At 27.6% G+C, this 17330-nt stretch carries 21 protein-coding genes and 1 tRNA gene; 3 read left to right on the plus strand and 19 right to left on the minus strand.

The window, feature by feature from the left end; all coding sequences use genetic code 11:
• The 8 genes from BUB36_RS15815 to BUB36_RS15850 all read right to left on the minus strand — a co-directional run.
• Positions 1–367: GTP-binding protein (locus BUB36_RS15815; RefSeq protein WP_131821305.1), on the minus strand; the 367-nt coding region annotated here is incomplete at its 3' end.
• Positions 368–451: 84 nt separating this feature from the next.
• Positions 452–528: transfer RNA gene (locus BUB36_RS15820), tRNA-Thr, on the minus strand.
• An 86-nt stretch (positions 529–614) separates the two neighbouring features.
• On the minus strand, positions 615–1259 hold the full coding sequence (gene sigH, locus BUB36_RS15825; RefSeq protein WP_073152485.1) for an RNA polymerase sporulation sigma factor SigH: 645 nt from the start codon (positions 1257–1259) through the stop codon (positions 615–617).
• A 154-nt stretch (positions 1260–1413) separates the two neighbouring features.
• Positions 1414–1932 (minus strand): NYN domain-containing protein, encoded by a 519-nt coding sequence (locus BUB36_RS15830; RefSeq protein ID WP_073152488.1) that lies wholly within the window; start codon positions 1930–1932, stop codon positions 1414–1416.
• A gap of 12 nt (positions 1933–1944) precedes the next feature.
• On the minus strand, positions 1945–2685 hold the full coding sequence (gene rlmB, locus BUB36_RS15835; protein WP_073152491.1) for a 23S rRNA (guanosine(2251)-2'-O)-methyltransferase RlmB: 741 nt from the start codon (positions 2683–2685) through the stop codon (positions 1945–1947).
• A gap of 46 nt (positions 2686–2731) precedes the next feature.
• Positions 2732–3097, minus strand: coding sequence for a hypothetical protein (locus tag BUB36_RS15840; protein WP_073152494.1), 366 nt, complete (start codon positions 3095–3097; stop codon positions 2732–2734).
• A 28-nt stretch (positions 3098–3125) separates the two neighbouring features.
• Entirely contained in the window at positions 3126–3554 is a 429-nt protein-coding gene (locus BUB36_RS15845) for a Mini-ribonuclease 3 (RefSeq protein WP_073152497.1), read from the minus strand.
• A 40-nt stretch (positions 3555–3594) separates the two neighbouring features.
• The gene (locus BUB36_RS15850; protein WP_073152500.1) at positions 3595–4416 is read right to left on the minus strand and encodes a CPBP family intramembrane glutamic endopeptidase; all 822 of its coding nucleotides are present in this window, start codon (positions 4414–4416) and stop codon (positions 3595–3597) included.
• A 393-nt stretch (positions 4417–4809) separates the two neighbouring features.
• On the opposite strand from BUB36_RS15850, the gene BUB36_RS19140 reads away from it, so the two are divergent.
• Together BUB36_RS19140 and BUB36_RS19145 are read left to right on the plus strand one after the other, a co-directional pair.
• Positions 4810–4995: a hypothetical protein gene (locus tag BUB36_RS19140; protein ID WP_084112079.1), complete on the plus strand. Its 186-nt coding sequence runs from the start codon at positions 4810–4812 to the stop codon at positions 4993–4995.
• A gap of 129 nt (positions 4996–5124) precedes the next feature.
• A complete protein-coding gene (locus BUB36_RS19145) occupies positions 5125–5406 on the plus strand; it encodes an integrase core domain-containing protein (protein ID WP_165613114.1) in 282 nt (93 codons plus the stop codon).
• A gap of 95 nt (positions 5407–5501) precedes the next feature.
• Here BUB36_RS19145 and BUB36_RS15860 read toward each other — a convergent pair whose 3' ends face one another.
• The 11 genes from BUB36_RS15860 to BUB36_RS20680 form a co-directional block, all read right to left on the minus strand.
• Complete coding sequence (locus BUB36_RS15860) at positions 5502–6194, minus strand: sensor histidine kinase (RefSeq protein ID WP_165613115.1); 693 nt, start codon at positions 6192–6194, stop codon at positions 5502–5504.
• 136 nt (positions 6195–6330) lie between these two features.
• Positions 6331–6486, minus strand: a complete 156-nt coding sequence (locus BUB36_RS19820) for a hypothetical protein (RefSeq protein WP_165613116.1) — start codon at positions 6484–6486, stop codon at positions 6331–6333.
• Positions 6461–7213 (minus strand): LytR/AlgR family response regulator transcription factor, encoded by a 753-nt coding sequence (locus tag BUB36_RS15865; RefSeq protein WP_073152505.1) that lies wholly within the window; start codon positions 7211–7213, stop codon positions 6461–6463. Before BUB36_RS15865 ends, BUB36_RS19820 begins: the two co-directional genes overlap by 26 nt.
• Before the next feature lie 163 nt (positions 7214–7376).
• Positions 7377–8759, minus strand: coding sequence for an ABC transporter permease (locus BUB36_RS15870; RefSeq protein ID WP_073152508.1), 1383 nt, complete (start codon positions 8757–8759; stop codon positions 7377–7379).
• A gap of 18 nt (positions 8760–8777) precedes the next feature.
• The gene (locus tag BUB36_RS15875) at positions 8778–9974 is read right to left on the minus strand and encodes an efflux RND transporter periplasmic adaptor subunit (protein ID WP_084112083.1); all 1197 of its coding nucleotides are present in this window, start codon (positions 9972–9974) and stop codon (positions 8778–8780) included.
• A gap of 89 nt (positions 9975–10063) precedes the next feature.
• Complete coding sequence (locus BUB36_RS15880; RefSeq protein ID WP_073152514.1) at positions 10064–10930, minus strand: carbohydrate ABC transporter permease; 867 nt, start codon at positions 10928–10930, stop codon at positions 10064–10066.
• Between the two features lie 12 nt (positions 10931–10942).
• Complete coding sequence (locus BUB36_RS15885; protein ID WP_073152517.1) at positions 10943–11815, minus strand: carbohydrate ABC transporter permease; 873 nt, start codon at positions 11813–11815, stop codon at positions 10943–10945.
• 196 nt (positions 11816–12011) lie between these two features.
• The gene (locus BUB36_RS15890; RefSeq protein WP_073152520.1) at positions 12012–14279 is read right to left on the minus strand and encodes an extracellular solute-binding protein; all 2268 of its coding nucleotides are present in this window, start codon (positions 14277–14279) and stop codon (positions 12012–12014) included.
• A 438-nt stretch (positions 14280–14717) separates the two neighbouring features.
• Complete coding sequence (locus BUB36_RS15895) at positions 14718–14909, minus strand: CLI_3235 family bacteriocin precursor (RefSeq protein ID WP_073152522.1); 192 nt, start codon at positions 14907–14909, stop codon at positions 14718–14720.
• A 171-nt stretch (positions 14910–15080) separates the two neighbouring features.
• Entirely contained in the window at positions 15081–16709 is a 1629-nt protein-coding gene (locus BUB36_RS15900) for a S8 family serine peptidase (RefSeq protein ID WP_073152525.1), read from the minus strand.
• Between the two features lie 9 nt (positions 16710–16718).
• Positions 16719–16991, minus strand: a complete 273-nt coding sequence (locus BUB36_RS20680; RefSeq protein WP_073152528.1) for a peptide maturation system acyl carrier-related protein — start codon at positions 16989–16991, stop codon at positions 16719–16721.
• A gap of 128 nt (positions 16992–17119) precedes the next feature.
• Here BUB36_RS20680 and BUB36_RS15910 point away from each other — a divergent pair.
• On the plus strand, positions 17120–17330 hold a 211-nt coding region (locus BUB36_RS15910), incomplete at its 3' end, for a DUF4372 domain-containing protein (RefSeq protein ID WP_131821307.1).

Here is a 17330-nt window from a genome sequence, read left to right on the forward strand (position 1 = left end):
ATAATATATGCTCTCTTGTTTGTGGCATCGGCCCATCTGCTGCTGATACAACTAGAATTGCACCATCCATTTGTGCTGCTCCTGTAATCATGTTCTTTACGTAGTCAGCATGACCCGGACAGTCAACGTGAGCATAGTGTCTATTTGGTGTCTCATACTCAACGTGTGCTGTTGAAATTGTGATTCCTCTTTCTCTTTCTTCTGGTGCCTTGTCTATGTTGTCAAAAGCTACTGCTTCTCCTAGTTGATATCTCTCATGTAATGTCTTTGTAATTGCCGCTGTAAGCGTTGTCTTACCATGGTCTACGTGTCCTATTGTTCCTATGTTTACATGGGGTTTAGTTCTTTCAAATTTTGCTTTTGCCATCTCTTTTTTCCTCCTTTTTTAAAAAAACTACCCAAGTCACTCAGTAAACTGACCCTGGTGTATCTTAATATGTGAAATCTACAATGGAGCCCATGAGCGGATTCGAACCGCCGATCTCCGCCTTACCAAGGCGACGCTCTAACCTGCTGAGCCACATGGGCATTTACCTATAACATTTTACTACTTTTATGTATATAAGTCAATGTATTTTTTTATTTATCCCTTTCCATTTGTTAACTATAATTTATCAGCTACCTCGCAGTTCTAAAAACCTTTCTAGTTTTCTTTTTACTCTTTGTAAAGCATTATCAATAGATTTAACATGCCTGTCCAAATCTTCAGCAATTTCTTGATAGGATTTACCCTGAAGATAAAACATCAAAACCTTTAGTTCTAACTCGCTAAGTATTTCTCCTATTTTAGCTTCTATATTAGTTACCTCTTCTCTTGATATAAGTAATTCTTCTGGATCTGATATTTTTTTTCCAGATAGTATATCTAATAACGTTCTATCAGATTCTTCATCATATATAGGTTTATTAAGAGATATATAAGAATTAAGAGGTATATGTTTCTGTCTAGTAGCAGTTTTTATTGCTGTAATTATCTGTCTTGTTATACATAACTCAGCAAAGGCTCTAAAGGATGATATCTTATCTGATCTAAAATCTCTTATTGCTTTAAATAGTCCAATCATACCTTCTTGAATAATATCTTCTCTATCAGCACCTATCAAAAAATATGAACGTGCTTTAGCTCTAACAAAATTTTTATATTTCTTTATTAAATATTCTTGAGCTGCAGGATCTCCTTGCCTAGCACTTTCTACGATTTGTTCGTCAACCAATACATCATATATTTCAACATCTTCTTTTTGTGCACCAACTCCCACATAAATCTCCTCCTGCTACTTTAATTATATATCCTTGGTACAAAACTATTTTATTCAAAGGCTTAAATATTTTTAAGATTTAAGGTCTCATATCTATACATCCTCTTTACATCATGTTATAATTATATATTAATTTATATAAGCTAGTCAAGATTCAATCTTCTTCTCTCCGCCATTTTTCAAGGGTTTCAAGAACCTTTTCATCAATCCTATCGCTTAATATCATTCTATTTTGCTTATTTTTTTCTGATATTTTGTTAATTTTCTTTTTCATTAGATTATATTGTATTTCTAGTTCTCGAGGCAAAATGCGTATTCCCCCACTGCCTAAAACAATCTGCTGTTCCGCTAAATCTGATGTAACCACTTTAACTATATTTCTTTTATTCTTTGCCAATTCTTCTACTTTTTTTTCTATATATGAATCCGCTGTTTGGTTTTTTTTTGTAAATATTATTTCAATACCATTAATCTCTTTTTTCTTTTCTTTAGCTCCTTTTACCTGATATGCATCAAATACTATGATTATTTCTGATTTAATATAGGCTCTGTATTCACTCATTCTATCTATTAAAACATTTCTTGCTTCTTCTAAACTTTCCTCACTTATTTTTTTTAGGTCAGACCATGCATTTATAATATTATAACCATCAATTATTAAAAATTCTTTCAAAGTTGGTCCACCCTATCTGTATTGCCTCTGTCTTAAAGCTTCATACATAAGTATAGAAGCAGCAACAGAAGCATTTAATGAGCTTACCTGACCCTTCATAGGAAGTTTTACTAAAAAATCACATTTTTCTTTAACTAATCTACTAATCCCTTTTCCTTCACTTCCAATTACTAGGGCAATGTTTCCAGTTAAATCGCTATCGTAGTGGACCTTATCACCTTTCATATCAGCACCAATGACCCATACTCCTTTTTCCTTTAAATAGTCAATGGTTCTTGATAGGTTTGTTACTTTTGCAACTGGAACATATTCTATAGCTCCAGCAGAGGTTTTTGCCACAGTAGCCGTCAACCCTACAGATCTTCTTTTGGGGATTATAATACCATGAGCTCCAGAAGCATTGACAGTTCTAATTATAGACCCTAGATTATGGGGATCAGTGATTTCATCTAGTATTATTAAAAATAAATCTTCACTCTTATTACTTGCAAGTTCTAATATATCTTCTACCTCATAGTAATTATAGGCCGCTACATAAGCTATAACTCCTTGATGAGAACCTAACATAGATATCTGATTAAGTTTATTTTTATCAACATATTGTACAGGTATCTTCTTTTCCTTAGCCATAGCTGTAATCTTTTTTATAGAGCCTTCCAGATTACCTTTTGATACAAGTATTTTATCAATTTCTCTTTCTGCCTTTAAGGCTTCTATAACAGGGTTGCGTCCCTCAATTATGTTTTTATCCATCACAAGCACCTCTTTCGTCTTAATATCTATCATCTTGTGGCTAGTATTATTTTCTACTTAAAACCCCATCCTCTCCATAGGGAAGAAAGTGAAATAGATATTTTCTTATCTTAGCCTTATATTTACCTTTTATCTCAACTCTTTCATATCCGTTATCATTTCCATTTTTCTTTTCAATTATAGATTTCCCTTTATCATCTATTTTCTTTATACTAACAACTCTAAAGCTTGCTAAATTATTTTTATATAAAAATCCCTTGTATTTTTCATATCCTATTTTTTCTACATATTCCTTGAAAATTTCTTCATCCTTTGTTAGTGGCTTGTATTCATCCAAATAGAAGGACTTGAAAATTAAAATCACCAGTAACAGTATTACAATAATCAAATACATTTTCTCTTTTTTATTCATATTTATACCTCACATTATCATTTATATACTATTTATCTTTTTCAATTATATTTATAGCCATATATATGATTTCCTGTATTCTTCTTGTTTTTCTAAGAAGATATAAATATCCAAGCAAACACTCAAAGCCAGTAGCATATTTATAATCTATTATACTGGCATTTTTAGCAACACTTCCAGATTTTTGATTTCTTCCTCTTTTAACTATTTTCCACTCTTCTTCGGTTAATTCTTCCTCGATAGCATGTATTATTTTTGCTTGGGCTGAAGCCTTAACAAATCGAGTCGAAATTTTATGTAGTTCATTAACCTTAACCTTGTATTTATGAACAATATATTTTCTAATATATATCTCATACAGTGCATCTCCAATATAAGCAAATACAAGAGGAGACATAGTTCTTAACTCCTCTTCCTCCATTGATTCTAAATCAAATAATCCTAAAAATTTTTCCATTTTTTACCCGCCTTTTAAAATTTTTGTTATACATTATTATTTATGTATCAGATACTGCCAATTCACATTCAGCTTCTCTGTTATTAAAAAATCTATAGGAAATTATCAATAATATTATACCAAAAATAAGTTGAACAATACTAAACTGTAAATCCGTATCATTTACCGTCTCAGTAATATATATTGAAGTAATAAATACTAAAAAATTATTAGCAAAATGCCAGAGCATACATAATAACAGGGAATTTGTTTTAAGATATATAAAGCCAAGTATCAAACCTATAAAAAATGCATTAACCCCCTGATGAATATTAGCATGTATAAAGGCAAATATCAACCCTGAAACAATTATGGATGTCGTAAAACTGTATCTTTTTGATAATTGCTCTAAAATAATTCCACGGTATATGATTTCTTCAAAAACTGGAGCTATAACACATAGACTAATAAAGGCTATAATAGGATTTACAAATACCTCATCAAAGGCTTCAACAACCCATTCACTTACTTCTATTTTTTCTATAAACACTCCAATAGTATTGGAAAATATCAGGAGATGTGAGCCTAGTAAAAGTAATGCAAATAGACATTCTTTAATACTAGGTTTATATTTAAATTTAAAGTTGAATTTCTGCTTTTTACCGATCATCTTAACAATTAACAAAATAATCAAAATATTGATAAGTATTTCACCAATGACATCTATATATATATTCACTTCATTAAAGCCAATCTCTGCAATAATTATATCTATAATATGAAGAGGTATTAATAAAGCAACTTGAAGCAAAAATATTAAAGCTGCTATTCCAAAAGCTCCTATTATTGAAAAGCCTTTTTTCTCCATATTCACTTGTTCCATTATAATGCCCCCTTTATTAGTTGCAAGTTCCAATTACCATGTTTTCGGATCATTACATTGAAGCTATTTTTAAGTTTGTAAAATTACATAAATATATTTTACTATATAAACCAACATAATCCCATTGTTATTTTTTATCTGTTTATTTTTTAAAAAAATTATTCCATTTTCGAGTCCGTCTATCCTTCTGATTTTTCTTGATTTATATATATCGTTCTATCAATTTATAAATATCTTAATAAAAAAGAAAGCAAAAGAAGTATTGAAAATAAATATATAAAAAAGATACTTGAAATTTATGAAGATAGTAAAAAGGATATGGTTCTCCTAAAATTAACGAAAAACTTAAGGAGAAAAATATACATATAAGTTTTTAAGAGAACTCAAAGCCCTATGAAAGAGCTAGGTGTAAAATCTATTATCTGCAAGAAATTCAAACCTATGCCTTTAAAAAATAAAATAGATAGTAAGAAAAATGTTCTAAATAGGGATTTTTCTACAAACAACATTAATCAAAAATGGGTTACTGATATTACATATATTCATACTATTAAAGATGGTTGGTTTTATCTAGCTTAAGTTATGGATCTTTACAGTAAAAAGATAGTAGGCCATGTATGAGTAAAAATATTGATGCTGCGCTTGATGTAAAAGCTGTAGAGAATGCATATATGTCTCAAAGACCCAAAGAGACATTAATTCTTCATAGTGATCTATACAAGCTTAGAATTTAAAGAATATATATCAAAGCTTCCTATAATACATTCCTTTAGTGGTAAGGGTAACCCTTATGATAATGCTTGCATAGAGTCTTTTCATGCCTCATTAAAGAAAGAAGAAGTGAATCTTGTTAAGTATTATGATTTTAATGCAGCTAAATTAGCTATATTTGAGTATATAGAGTCTTGGTATAATAGGAAAAAAATACATAGTACTATTGGCTATATTACACCTCAGCAGTGTGAAGATATGGCTAAAAAATCTGCATAATTTGTTCGATAAAATGTGTCTACTATATTGACATGAATCCAAAAGTCATTATTAAAGAAGCAAATACTTTAAAACCAGAGTATAAATTACTCTCATCACCTACTTAAAATAATTATCTCTTGAATAAATAAATTATACTCCATTGATGTATTAAGTAGAACATTATTATACTTTTTATCAATAATATCTTTAACTATGGACAATCCTAATCCTCTGTCACCTCCTTTATTAGAATAACCTCGTTTAAATATTTTTTCTAAATTTAGTTTAGCAGAAAATGAATTTCCAATTATTATAGATATATTATTTTCTTCATTATAAATTCCAAAGAATACTTTCTTTTCAGTGGAATGCTTCGCTGCTTCAATAACATTATCTAGCATTATGCCAATAATCCTACACACATCAACTGTACTAATTAATAACTCCTTTATATCTTGGAATATTTCTACATTTATCTTCAAACCTAATTCCATACACACATTAAATTTAGCAATTAATAATCCCTTTAAGCTTTGATTTTTAACATGTTTTAAAAGATAAATGCTTCTATTATCTAATTTCTTTTTCTCAGTTACAATCTCTTTATAATAATATTCCTCGAGTCCTTCAATATCTTTATTATCAATAAACCCTTTTAACGAAAGCATAATATTTGATAAGTCATGTTTAAAATTTCTCATATTCTCAAGAAGATTCTCAATGATATCTGTATACAATTTCAAGTATTCATATTCTTTTTGCTTTTTATTATAACGTTCTTTTTCTTTTACTAAATTTATATTCAACAGTATATATATCATTGTAATAATAATGTATACAAAAAATATTAGGATTCCAAAACTCGTCACAGCTTTCATGTAGCCTTTAGGAAAGCTGTTAAATATACTGATAAGTGCTCCTAGAATAACAATAGTACTTATACTATATAAGACTAATGGTGTCCTTTGATTTATTAATGTCTTGTAATAAACTCTCATGATTTTTTTTTCGAGAATTTATTTCTTTTGCTGCAAAAACTAAAATAAAGGCTCCACTAATGCTTAGTATAAAATCAACTACAATATTTAACATGTTCAATCAATTCCCTCATATATTTTTTTGAAAGTGGATATTTTTCTCCGTTGTCCATCAACACATACATTCCATATTTTTCTCTATTTATCTCTTTTATGTGTCTCATATTTATTATGCATGATCTATGAATTTGATAGAAATTATTATCTAATTTTTCACGAATTTTTTTGATTGTACTATAAAATTCAATTCTTTTATTATCTGTATGCACTATAAGCTTATATACTGAAGAGGAAGTCTCAATGCAGATAATATTATTTAAAGATATACAAAACATACTTGACCCTGACTTTATGAAGACTTTATTATCTTCACAACAGGCTTCACATTTTTTAATTTCATTTACTGCAACATCAAGAGCTTCATGTAATCTTTTATCAATATCGCCATCTTGTTTTACAATAAAATCTAAAGCCTTGATTTTGTATTTATATGTCATTAAAGACAGTTGTATATGATTTGTAACAAATACAATATAACCATAAATATCATGCTCTCTAATCTTTTTTGCTAATTGAAGGCCATTCATAGTATCATTTAATTCAATATCTAAAATATAAATGTTTTTGCTGGTTGCATTTTCATTTACATACTCTAGAACCTCTTTATATAAAATCGTTTCGACTGCTATCCGAGCTTCGAATTTCTTCATATCGATGTAATTATTTATGAAACTCCTAATATTTTTTCTGAATCTATTATCATCTTCACAAATTATAAAATTTATCACTTTATGCACCTTCTTCAATATTATTATCTACATTTTATTAATTTTTGAAGTAATAACTTGTACATTGTTTCTTTAACTGTATTTATAAACAAAAAACACATACCATTAATAATATGTGTTCAACAAAAGAACTATAATTCCTCCACGATTTTGCAATTTTTAATTATATTGTATTTTCTTCTATCATTTCACTTTTTCCACTCTTATAGATTAAAATAATACTACTCGTCCACAATAATGTAATTTTTTTTATTGATACGTCTACAGGTAGACCCGATATATATATAATAATCATTGATAATACTGTAGATACAGTAAAGTAAATTCCCAATTTATTCAGCATTTCTATCTCGTTTTCAAAGTAAATATTTATATATCTAAAAAAATTAAATATAATGCACAACTCACAAGCTAAACTAATTATAAAAATCATACTGATAGTTTTCTGTAAGAAGTTTATTATTCTATGCTCATACAGGCTAGATGAATTGTTATCCACCAAGAATTCTTTAACATTATCTCTTAATATTTCAGAAACTTGTTTTACACTTGTAGGATCATTTGGAAATTTTTCAGGTACTATATACAAATCAAAGGAAATTAACTTCCACAATAGTATTACTAATACTAAAATAATTCCTATTTTAAAAAGATTACCTAATAACTTAAAACTACATCTTTTAATTGCACTAAAAAAATAGTATCTTTCCATTTCACTTCTTAAACTATCTATAGATTTCTTTATAATATTTATCATAACTATTATCAATTTATATATACAAAAAAGCCCCATTATGAAAAGGAGTATATCTGATCTCTGTTTTATCAGTTTTCCTACTTCACTATAATCCTCTATATAAAAATCATTAGGATTTCTATCTATAACAGCTAACTTATCTATTATTATTGCTTTATTCAAAGAGCTATCAGTGTTTTCAAATTCAATATTTGTTATAGAACAATTTAACTTTACTTTATTCATAACACTTAATGGTATATATATAAGTGGTAAATCCTTCTCTATAAAGTCTCCAATAATTGAATCATATGAATCAACTACTCCTATTATTGTAAATTTCTTATCGTATATAAATATTTGCAAGCCTATTACATCATCGGATTTAAAAAGCTTTTTGGCTAGTTTATCTTCAATAACCGCTGAATAGTTTTTATTATTGTTATCATCTTCATTTAAAAAAGACCCTTTTTTTAGCCTTATATTGTAAAACTGATTATATTCGCCTTTCACACCATATACTAAAGCCTTACTATTGGTATTTTCAGAACATATTAAAGATTTATCAAAAGTATAGTATGTCATAAGTTCAGGTGACAAAAGTTTTTTTAGTTCTTCTGTCTTCTTTAAACTCAGTCCATTTTCAAGATTTCTATCATTCTTTAATTCAACCAATATCTTTTGATATCCTACTATACCATTTAGTTCTTTAACTTTTAAATAAATTGATTTGTTCAAAGACAAGGTAAAAATAAAGATAAATATTACTATAAAAATTGTCCAATATCTTCTATTTATATTCTTTTTCATTCACCTCCCTCCTCACCTTTATCTTTCCAACCTTACCTGACATCCGTTAGACAAATTCTTATTACTATATATTACCACCTTTTCATTACCAAGCAATCCTGAATATATTCCTGTAAAGTTATTGTCTGAATCACCTGTAGTTACTTTCTGCTTTATCACATAATAATCTTTCCCTAAAGGACCATCTTTTTCCTGTAAAACAAACACATATTTTCCTTCACTATTTTGATATACAGCACTGCGAGGTACTAAATAATCATAGCTTCCAATCTTTTTTCCTAAATAAAACTCTCCTATTTCTCCTCCTATTAAATCTGCTTCTTCCAATTCAATAGTCACAATTTTACTATCTATGTCATCCTTATTATCTTTTATAGCCCTTACCTCACCACTTACTAGACTTTTCCCTTTATTTTTAATTGATACTCTAACTTCATCACCAAGTTTGATATATTGACACTGTTCATTATCCATAGCTACCTTTAATTCAAAGCCTTTACTTATATCATCCAATATATAAACTGGCATAGTATAGTTTAATACCATACCCATTTTAAAGTTAATCTCCTTTATGATGCCATCAGACATTGCAAAGACAACGCATTTTTCTATTTTTCTCTCTAGCTCCTTTATTTCCAATTCTTTTTTTTCTATATTCACCTTTATAATCTCTATATCTTTTTTCTTTGTATCCATTTCCATTTCTAATTCTATCTTTTTATTTTCGTAGTCTAATTTTGCAGTACAATATTCTCTTTCTTTTATTTCAAAGCTATTCTTTGATTCAGCACCTTCTTCATATAGTGCTTTATATGCTAAATATTCTTTCTCTTTTTGAAATAGATCTTCTTTAAGTTCTTTCAGAATTTGCTCATTGATATATATACTGTTTGAACCCTTTTCAATAAGCAGTTTATCATACTTAAGCTTTAGTTCTTTAAGTTCAAGCCTTCTCTTTTCTAACTCTTCTTCTAAATCAGCTTTTTCCAATATAAAAAGTACTTCTCCTTTTTTTACTAAATCCCCAACTGAAACTTTAACCTCCTTTACTGTAGTGCTTAAATCTGTATAGTACTCTATTCTTTCCTTTGCTTCTACAATACCCTCACCTGTTATTTCTCTAGTTAAACTGCCCGTACTTACCTTTTCAACATTAACCTTTGGAAGAGTCCAACTATTAAAACTCCTTGAAAAAAAGGTTAAAAATATTATAATAAAAAAAAAATCTTAGTTATTTTTAAAATTTTCTTTTTTCTATTTGAAAGGCTTTTTTCCATGCCGTATGCCTTCATACTTGTTCCCCCTCATCGCTTGATTGCAGAATGTGAAATACCTTCTACCAAATAATTTTCTCCATATAAAAACATAAATAGCACAGGTAGCATATATACTATGCCAGCAGCAAAGGCAATACCTAATTCCCCACTATTTACTCTTGAAAGATATATTGATAAAGGATATCTATCTACCTCCTTTAAAAAAATCAAAGGCTGTTCTACCATATTCCAATTATCTATTAACGCTAGAATTGCTAATGAGGCTATCCCACCTTTAGATAATGGTAAAACTATCTTGAAAAAAATATGTATTAGTGAACATCCATCTACCTTAGCTGCTTCAATGTACTCCTTCGGAATTGAAAGCATAAACTGCCTTAGAAGGAATACCCCAAAGGCTCCGAATACTCCAGGATAAATAATGGATAAATATTTATTAATAAGTCCTAACTTATCTAATATTATATAATTGGGAACCAATGTAACCTGAAAGGGCATCATCATGACGACAATATACATGAAAAACAAGATATCCCTACCTTTAAATTTAAGTTTGGCAAAAACAAAAGCTGCCATAGAAGAGATGATAACTTGACCTGTAACAATGGGAAATACAATAAACACGGAATTCCAAAACATTCTAAGAAATTTACTCTTCTCTACGAGAACTCGATAATACTGCTTTAAAGTTACGGCATCTGGTATGAGCTTTAAGCTGAAAAAGCTATTTCTATTATCATTTTGAAATGATTCTTCTTCGTATGCATTATAGTTTTCCATTATTTCTACATCCTCCATAAAGGAGTTAGTTATAGTTAAGAGAAGTGGAAGTAATATTATAAGAGCTAAAATGATTAGAAGTAAAGATATTAATATTTTTTTTATTCCGTTCATAAAATAATCCCCCTAGTCAACAAAAGCATCGTTAATCCTTTTTTGAATCTTAAACATAATAAGAACTATTAAATAAATAACCGCAGCCATCAGAATAGCAGATGTAACTAATTTATGATAATCCAGCTTTCTAAACATATTATTCATATAGTGCTGAAGCATATATATGCTTTGATGAGGATAATCTCCAGCCAAAAGATATACTTCCCTAAAGACTTTAAAAGAATTGATTATAGAGATTATTATTACGAAAAAGGTGGTAGGCATCAAATATATAAGTGTAATGTTGAAAAATTGTGCAACGGGGCCAGCTCCATCTATGCTTACAGCCTCATAGTATTCCTTAGGTATACCTTGAAGTCCTGCTAAAAATAGAACTATATTGTAGCCTATGTTTTTCCATATGTATATTATTATTACAACCAACATTGCCCATGAGGAATTAAGCCAATCTATCGGCGATATATTTAAAAAAGCTAATATACCATTTATAAATCCTCTAGTATCAAATAGAAGCTCAAAAAATAGTATAACCGATGCAACAGGTACTACCAGTGGTACTATAAAGGATGTTCTAAGTCCATGCCTAAAATATATCTTCTTATTTAGTAATATTGATAGCAATAAAGAAAATCCTATGATAAGAGGAACACTTATACCAGTAAACACAATGGTATTAGTAACAGCTAACTTATAGACACCATTGCTAATAAGATTTATATAATTTTGTAGTCCTACAAACCTACCGTTTATTGGACTGTCAAAAAAGGAATAAAATATCATCCAAATAAATGGAATGATATAGAAGATTAATAGTCCAATAACACTTGGTGCAAGAAAGAACAACGCTGATGTTGTTTCTGTTTTTTTAAATTTTGATATCAATTTATCGCCCCCACTTTTATGAAAAGTGTTTATCACAACATTACAGAGCAAAAGCATAAATAGACTATGCTTTTACTCAGGCAAATATAGCTAAATCTTATTCTGTATTATCTTTGCAGTTTCCTCTGCACTTCCTTCATTATCATACTAAGTTCAATCTCTTCACCAATAATGTCGAATAGTATATACCTCAAATTTATTCATTAATCATAATCTCTATTTTATTCTGTATCCTTTTAGCTGTCTCTTCTGCTGAAATTTCGTCTTCTAAAAATAAATCCAATTGTTCTCCTATTATTTTGGTTATCTCCTTATCAGTTCTATTATATGAGTATTTGCCAATATTGTTAGCAATACTATCAATTGTATTTATATCTGCCGCTGTAATAAGATATAAATTTTTCTCCATAAATCTTTCTGGCTTATTCTGCTTATATTTTTTCTGATCTTCTATTGTGGATAATGCTAGTATTTTTCTTGCTTTATTATTCATAGGTATTCCATCTATTCCATTTAGAGGATTGTTAAAAGCCTGAATTTTCTCAGATAGTAGAAATTTTATAAATTCCCATGCTTCATCCTTATACTTTGAATTACTGTTTATTCCACAAAAATTTCCATATATTTTTGTCGTTTTATCATGCTCTCCTTTCGGCATACTTAATATTTTCCAATCACTATTAAAGACATTATTAAAGCCTAAAATATCTTCATATTGAGAAATAGTTTGGTTTAAGAAAAATGCAATATTCTCCCTTGATGGCGATTCAGGAAACTCTTCATAACCTATTTGAGGATGAGCAAGGTTGCTAGTTTTTATGTTTTTACATAAATTTAATATATCTATAAATTCTTGAGTATTAAATTTAACTTTTTTATCATTTACACCTAAATAATAGTCAATATCTGATACTACCATTTGGTAGAAAAATGAAGTATATTTGTTCATCTTCGGGAATGCGTAGTACTTTTGATCATTTTCTTTTAAACTTTCACATACTTTCTTAGCTATATTGTGAAAATCTGTCCAAGTCCAATTTTTATCATCAATGTGAATTCCTTTTTCTTTAAGAATTTTTTCATTTGCTATCATTACATTTAAATCGTAATTAATAGGCATTAAGTAAAGACCATCTTTATATTCCATAGCATTTAACACAGCCGTATTATAATCCTCTTTATTAAAGTTTTTATCCTTTTCTATTATCTCATTTATATTAATAAGTGCATTTTTTTCTATATAATCTTTAAAAGATAAGGAACTAGAACATATTATATCAGGTCCTTTACCTGCTAGAATAGTAGCATTTAACTTATTTCTATATTCTAAGTAATCACTTGTATTTGAATTATCAACTATAATCTTTATATCTGGATGTTCTTTTTCAAACATCCTTGCAACAATCGAAAAGTAGTTTGACGGTGTATTTACCGAAAAAATTATTTGCTTTTTATCTTCTTTTTTGTCTTCAACCATTTTGTCTGTTTTTTCATATTTATATATTCTACCAATATACCCCTTTTCCATATCCTTATTTCCATCATCTGCTACAAAACAATATATATTTTCACTGCTGTCTATTTCAAAATCTACAATATAAGTTCCAAAGTCATGTATTGAATAGTTGTTAAAGTCTACTATTCTTTTTGCTACATTGCCATCAATATCATATTTTATTATTCCGTTATCATTCATTCCATATATTGCTTTCGAATTTTTATCATATATAATTTCTCTAGGCATATCTTTTTTGTCAAGTGTCATATGCCAAATTTTTTTTCCATTTTTCGCATCGATTTTTTCAATTGTTTTTTCTTGGCTTTTTACAGTTATTAAATTATCATTTTCATCTATTGCAATAGCTTGGTACAATGATGTGTCAATATTCTTTAATATTTTTCCATTTTCATTTATGATCTGAATGTTGCCATTTAAGTTTAATATATATATATCCTTTTTACTGTTGACATATATACCTTTAGCAACTGCTTCCCTAAATGCTTCATCACCTTCAGTTTTTATTTTCAAAGGGGTACCTTTAATTATCTTTTTGCCTTCAGTATCATAAACGATTAATTGTCTTGTAACCTCAGTTACTATATTATTTTCATCTTTTTCATATTGATGTACAAGAACATATAGGTTGTCATTTTTATCTAATGTAAATATATTGCCTTTTCCTTTAAAACCACAACTAATTTCTCTGATTTTGTTGCCTTCTTCATCAAGCATAATATATTTAGGTTTTTCATCCTTTACAAATATAACCATGTTTCTTTTGGAGCTTAAATATCCAGTTATATAATCGTTAGAATATAACTTCTCACTAATGATTTTTTCATTGTAATAAACTCCGTTTTCAGCTTCTGGTTTACCGCTAATTAGTTCTTGATTGCTTGAACATCCGAAAAAATTCACTAAAAGAAAAAATGCTATTGCTATAACCGTTATTTTTCTTGTCATAAGAGTTTAAAACTCCCTTCATTTGAAAAGATATTTTTGTCAGTCTAAATAGTTATAGTTTTTGAATATAAAAACACTAACTCTTATTAACATGATTTGAATTGCAGTATAAATTTGAGTTTATTCACATTCTTAACATTTTGATTAATATTATGTCTATTATAGCATATATTTACAAATAAATATAATTATATCTTAGCCTACATACTATCTAAGATTTTAATTTGTTTAGATACAACATTAAGATTAGTCAAACTAAATTTAGTTATCCTTATTTTATTGAGCAAGTAAATCTAAAATTATGTATATAATTTTTATTTATTAAACCAGCAGACTTAATAGCCATATACATTGTTTGGATGGCGGTTTTATAATAAACTTCATCTTGCCGCCATCCCTAAATTTAGCTAGAAATACAAACTATCAAAATATTAATTTCTAAATATCATAGTGATAATCATCGTAAAAGTCATCTCTTTTATCATCATTTCTATCTGCTCTATACTCATCTCCATGATCATCTCTACCTAATTCATTTGAACAAGCACAAAATGCATAACAACTACAACTGCAACTAAAAAGTTCAATAGTGTTAGAATTAGTGTTAACTTTTTTCTTTAATTTTTTCATTATAAAACATCTCCCTTTCTAAATTTATATTCTTTTAACCTATCTTTCCCTCGAGGTTTAAAAAGTAGGAATAAAAGCGACTACTATTGGCTTAACTAATAAATTTTGTAATATATTTAAATTGAATATTATGGAAAATAATCATAACACTACATTCTGTAACAAATATCACTATCCCTCATATATTTCTAAAATTTTACTATAAACAATTTCAATATATTTGTTTTTTGAAATATGTATAACGTTATCATTATTATTTTCATTATATAAATAATTCAAAAAGGATCTACTATTATAACTTGCTTTCCTAAATTTTTCTTTACTCAAAAACAAAGTATCTTCAAATATAATTATGTTAATATCAATATCAAATAAATTATCTATAAAAGTTGTATAATTAAAGTTTTTTTTAGTACAATTAACTCCAACCAATGTCAAATCTCCATTATATATGTTCATTATAGCATTATACATATAGTACATATTTTCTGGATTATTAGTATTATCATTACTAATATTATCTATCAAGAAAGGTATGAATCCATAAAGAATTCCTTTTAAATTATTAATTAATGTTACAACATTATAATTATCTTTTTTAAAAAGATCAGTTAAGAACACTAAGACTTCATATAATCTGTTACCTGAAAAATCATATATAGCTATTATAGGTTTTTCAAATTTAAGTTTTGGAATAAAAGCATTGCTTTTTAAAATGGGATTAAAATAATTTATACTACTATATTTTTTTACTATTCTGTTTAATTCTTTATCTGCATTAATAAATACTATATTTTTAAATATTTCGCCTATTTTTTTTAAATTACTTTCAAATGCACTAATGGATTTGACTTTCATAATATTTTCTGCATTAATAATAATTGTATCTAAATCACTTGTAGCCATATCATTTAAATATAAATAGTTGCAAATATCATATAATCCCTTTTCGATATTACTACATTCAATATTAACAATTTGTTTAACATTAAAACTAAATCTTGAAATAAATTTTTCATTTGAATTTAAATTTATCAGTATAGCTTTATTAATCCACTCAGTATTTCCATAACATTCATAAAATACTGAATTTTTAGAACGGTTTATCGAACCCCTACATAATTGTCTTTTTATTTCTCTTAAATTGTAAGCAGTTGAATTATTCAATAAATTTGCAACTAGAGCTGTTATAAACGGAGTTGCGTAACTATTACAATTTTTGCATATATACTCTCTCTGAAGATGATCTATTAACTTGTGTCTTGCAAAAGCTGTTATCTCAATTCCATTAATAGGTTCAATAGAATAGAAATATTGACCTTCATTAAGAATATTATTTTTTTCACACTTTACACCTATTACATTATGAAAGGAAGCTGGATATGTAACAATATCAGTGTTCTTACATGCAGCAACAATAATTATTCCTTCATTATAAGCTTCATTAACTATACTTCTAATTTCTTCTCTATCATAAATTTCTATTGTACCTAGACTTAGATTTATTATATTTATATTATTCTCTATACACCACTCTATTGCTTTTACTAGTTTTTTCTTGTTCCCAAGTCCATTTTTACTGTCAATAATCTTAATACTACTTAACATTACATTAGAACAATATTTATTAATTATTGCAGCACAAATAGTTCCATGACTTTTTTCAAAAGGATTACAAATATCTCTATTCCTTATACTAAGTTGCTCTGATATTTCTAGATCATATTCTAGTGATATTGTATTATAACATTTACTATTGACACCATCATCTATTATTGCTACATGAACTTTATCAGTCATTATTATAAATTAACCTTTCTTAAACAACTGTGTTTTTATTAACTCTAAAATACAATTATAACTAGTAAATTTCCCTCTAGCTATTTCCTCTTGAGGAACTTCGATATTAAATTCTATTTCGATATCACGAATAAGATATAATAAATCTCTAGGGTTTAAACCAATCCTATAGCCTAATAAATGTACTTCTCTAAAACTTTCATCGACTTCACTATAATCCCTATTTACTGTTTCTCTAAATATCTTGGTTAATCTTTTATTTAAGTTATCACAATTCTTTATTGAATATCACTGGTGTTGCATAAAAAATAAAAACAAAAGTCAAGGAAAAAGATAGAAATTTAGGGATTTTTTTGCCAGATAAAATATGATAAGATAAGTGATAAGATAGTCCTTGTTCAAATTTTCTAATGAAAGGACAGAAAGCAAAAATGAACAAGGATAAAAAAACAACACTTGATTTTATCATAAATCTCTTAAAAAAATCTTTAAAAATTTTAAAAATTTTGGGTATAGATAAATATGTTAAGAAATTTACTGTTTCTAAATGTATTGCTCTTATGATATATGCACAAATAGAAGAACTTGAATCACTTAGAGATATTTCATCTACTTTTAATA

It is taken from the genome of Paramaledivibacter caminithermalis DSM 15212, assembly GCF_900142245.1.
Lineage (GTDB): Bacteria > Bacillota > Clostridia > Peptostreptococcales > Caminicellaceae > Paramaledivibacter > Paramaledivibacter caminithermalis.

Bases quoted from the DNA above. Each gene is read 5' to 3' on its own strand.
- BUB36_RS19140 (WP_084112079.1), top strand. From the start codon at position 4,810: ATGAAAGAGCTAGGTGTAAAATCTATTATCTGCAAGAAATTCAAACCT.
- BUB36_RS15895 (WP_073152522.1), bottom strand. From the start codon at position 14,909: ATGAAAAAATTAAAGAAAAAAGTTAACACTAATTCTAACACTATTGAA.
- rlmB (WP_073152491.1), bottom strand. From the start codon at position 2,685: ATGGATAAAAACATAATTGAGGGACGCAACCCTGTTATAGAAGCCTTA.
- BUB36_RS15880 (WP_073152514.1), bottom strand. From the start codon at position 10,930: ATGAACGGAATAAAAAAAATATTAATATCTTTACTTCTAATCATTTTA.
- BUB36_RS15890 (WP_073152520.1), bottom strand. From the start codon at position 14,279: ATGACAAGAAAAATAACGGTTATAGCAATAGCATTTTTTCTTTTAGTG.
- BUB36_RS15870 (WP_073152508.1), bottom strand. From the start codon at position 8,759: ATGAAAAAGAATATAAATAGAAGATATTGGACAATTTTTATAGTAATA.
- BUB36_RS15850 (WP_073152500.1), bottom strand. From the start codon at position 4,416: ATGGAACAAGTGAATATGGAGAAAAAAGGCTTTTCAATAATAGGAGCT.
- BUB36_RS15840 (WP_073152494.1), bottom strand. From the start codon at position 3,097: ATGAATAAAAAAGAGAAAATGTATTTGATTATTGTAATACTGTTACTG.
- BUB36_RS15900 (WP_073152525.1), bottom strand. From the start codon at position 16,709: ATGACTGATAAAGTTCATGTAGCAATAATAGATGATGGTGTCAATAGT.
- BUB36_RS15845 (WP_073152497.1), bottom strand. From the start codon at position 3,554: ATGGAAAAATTTTTAGGATTATTTGATTTAGAATCAATGGAGGAAGAG.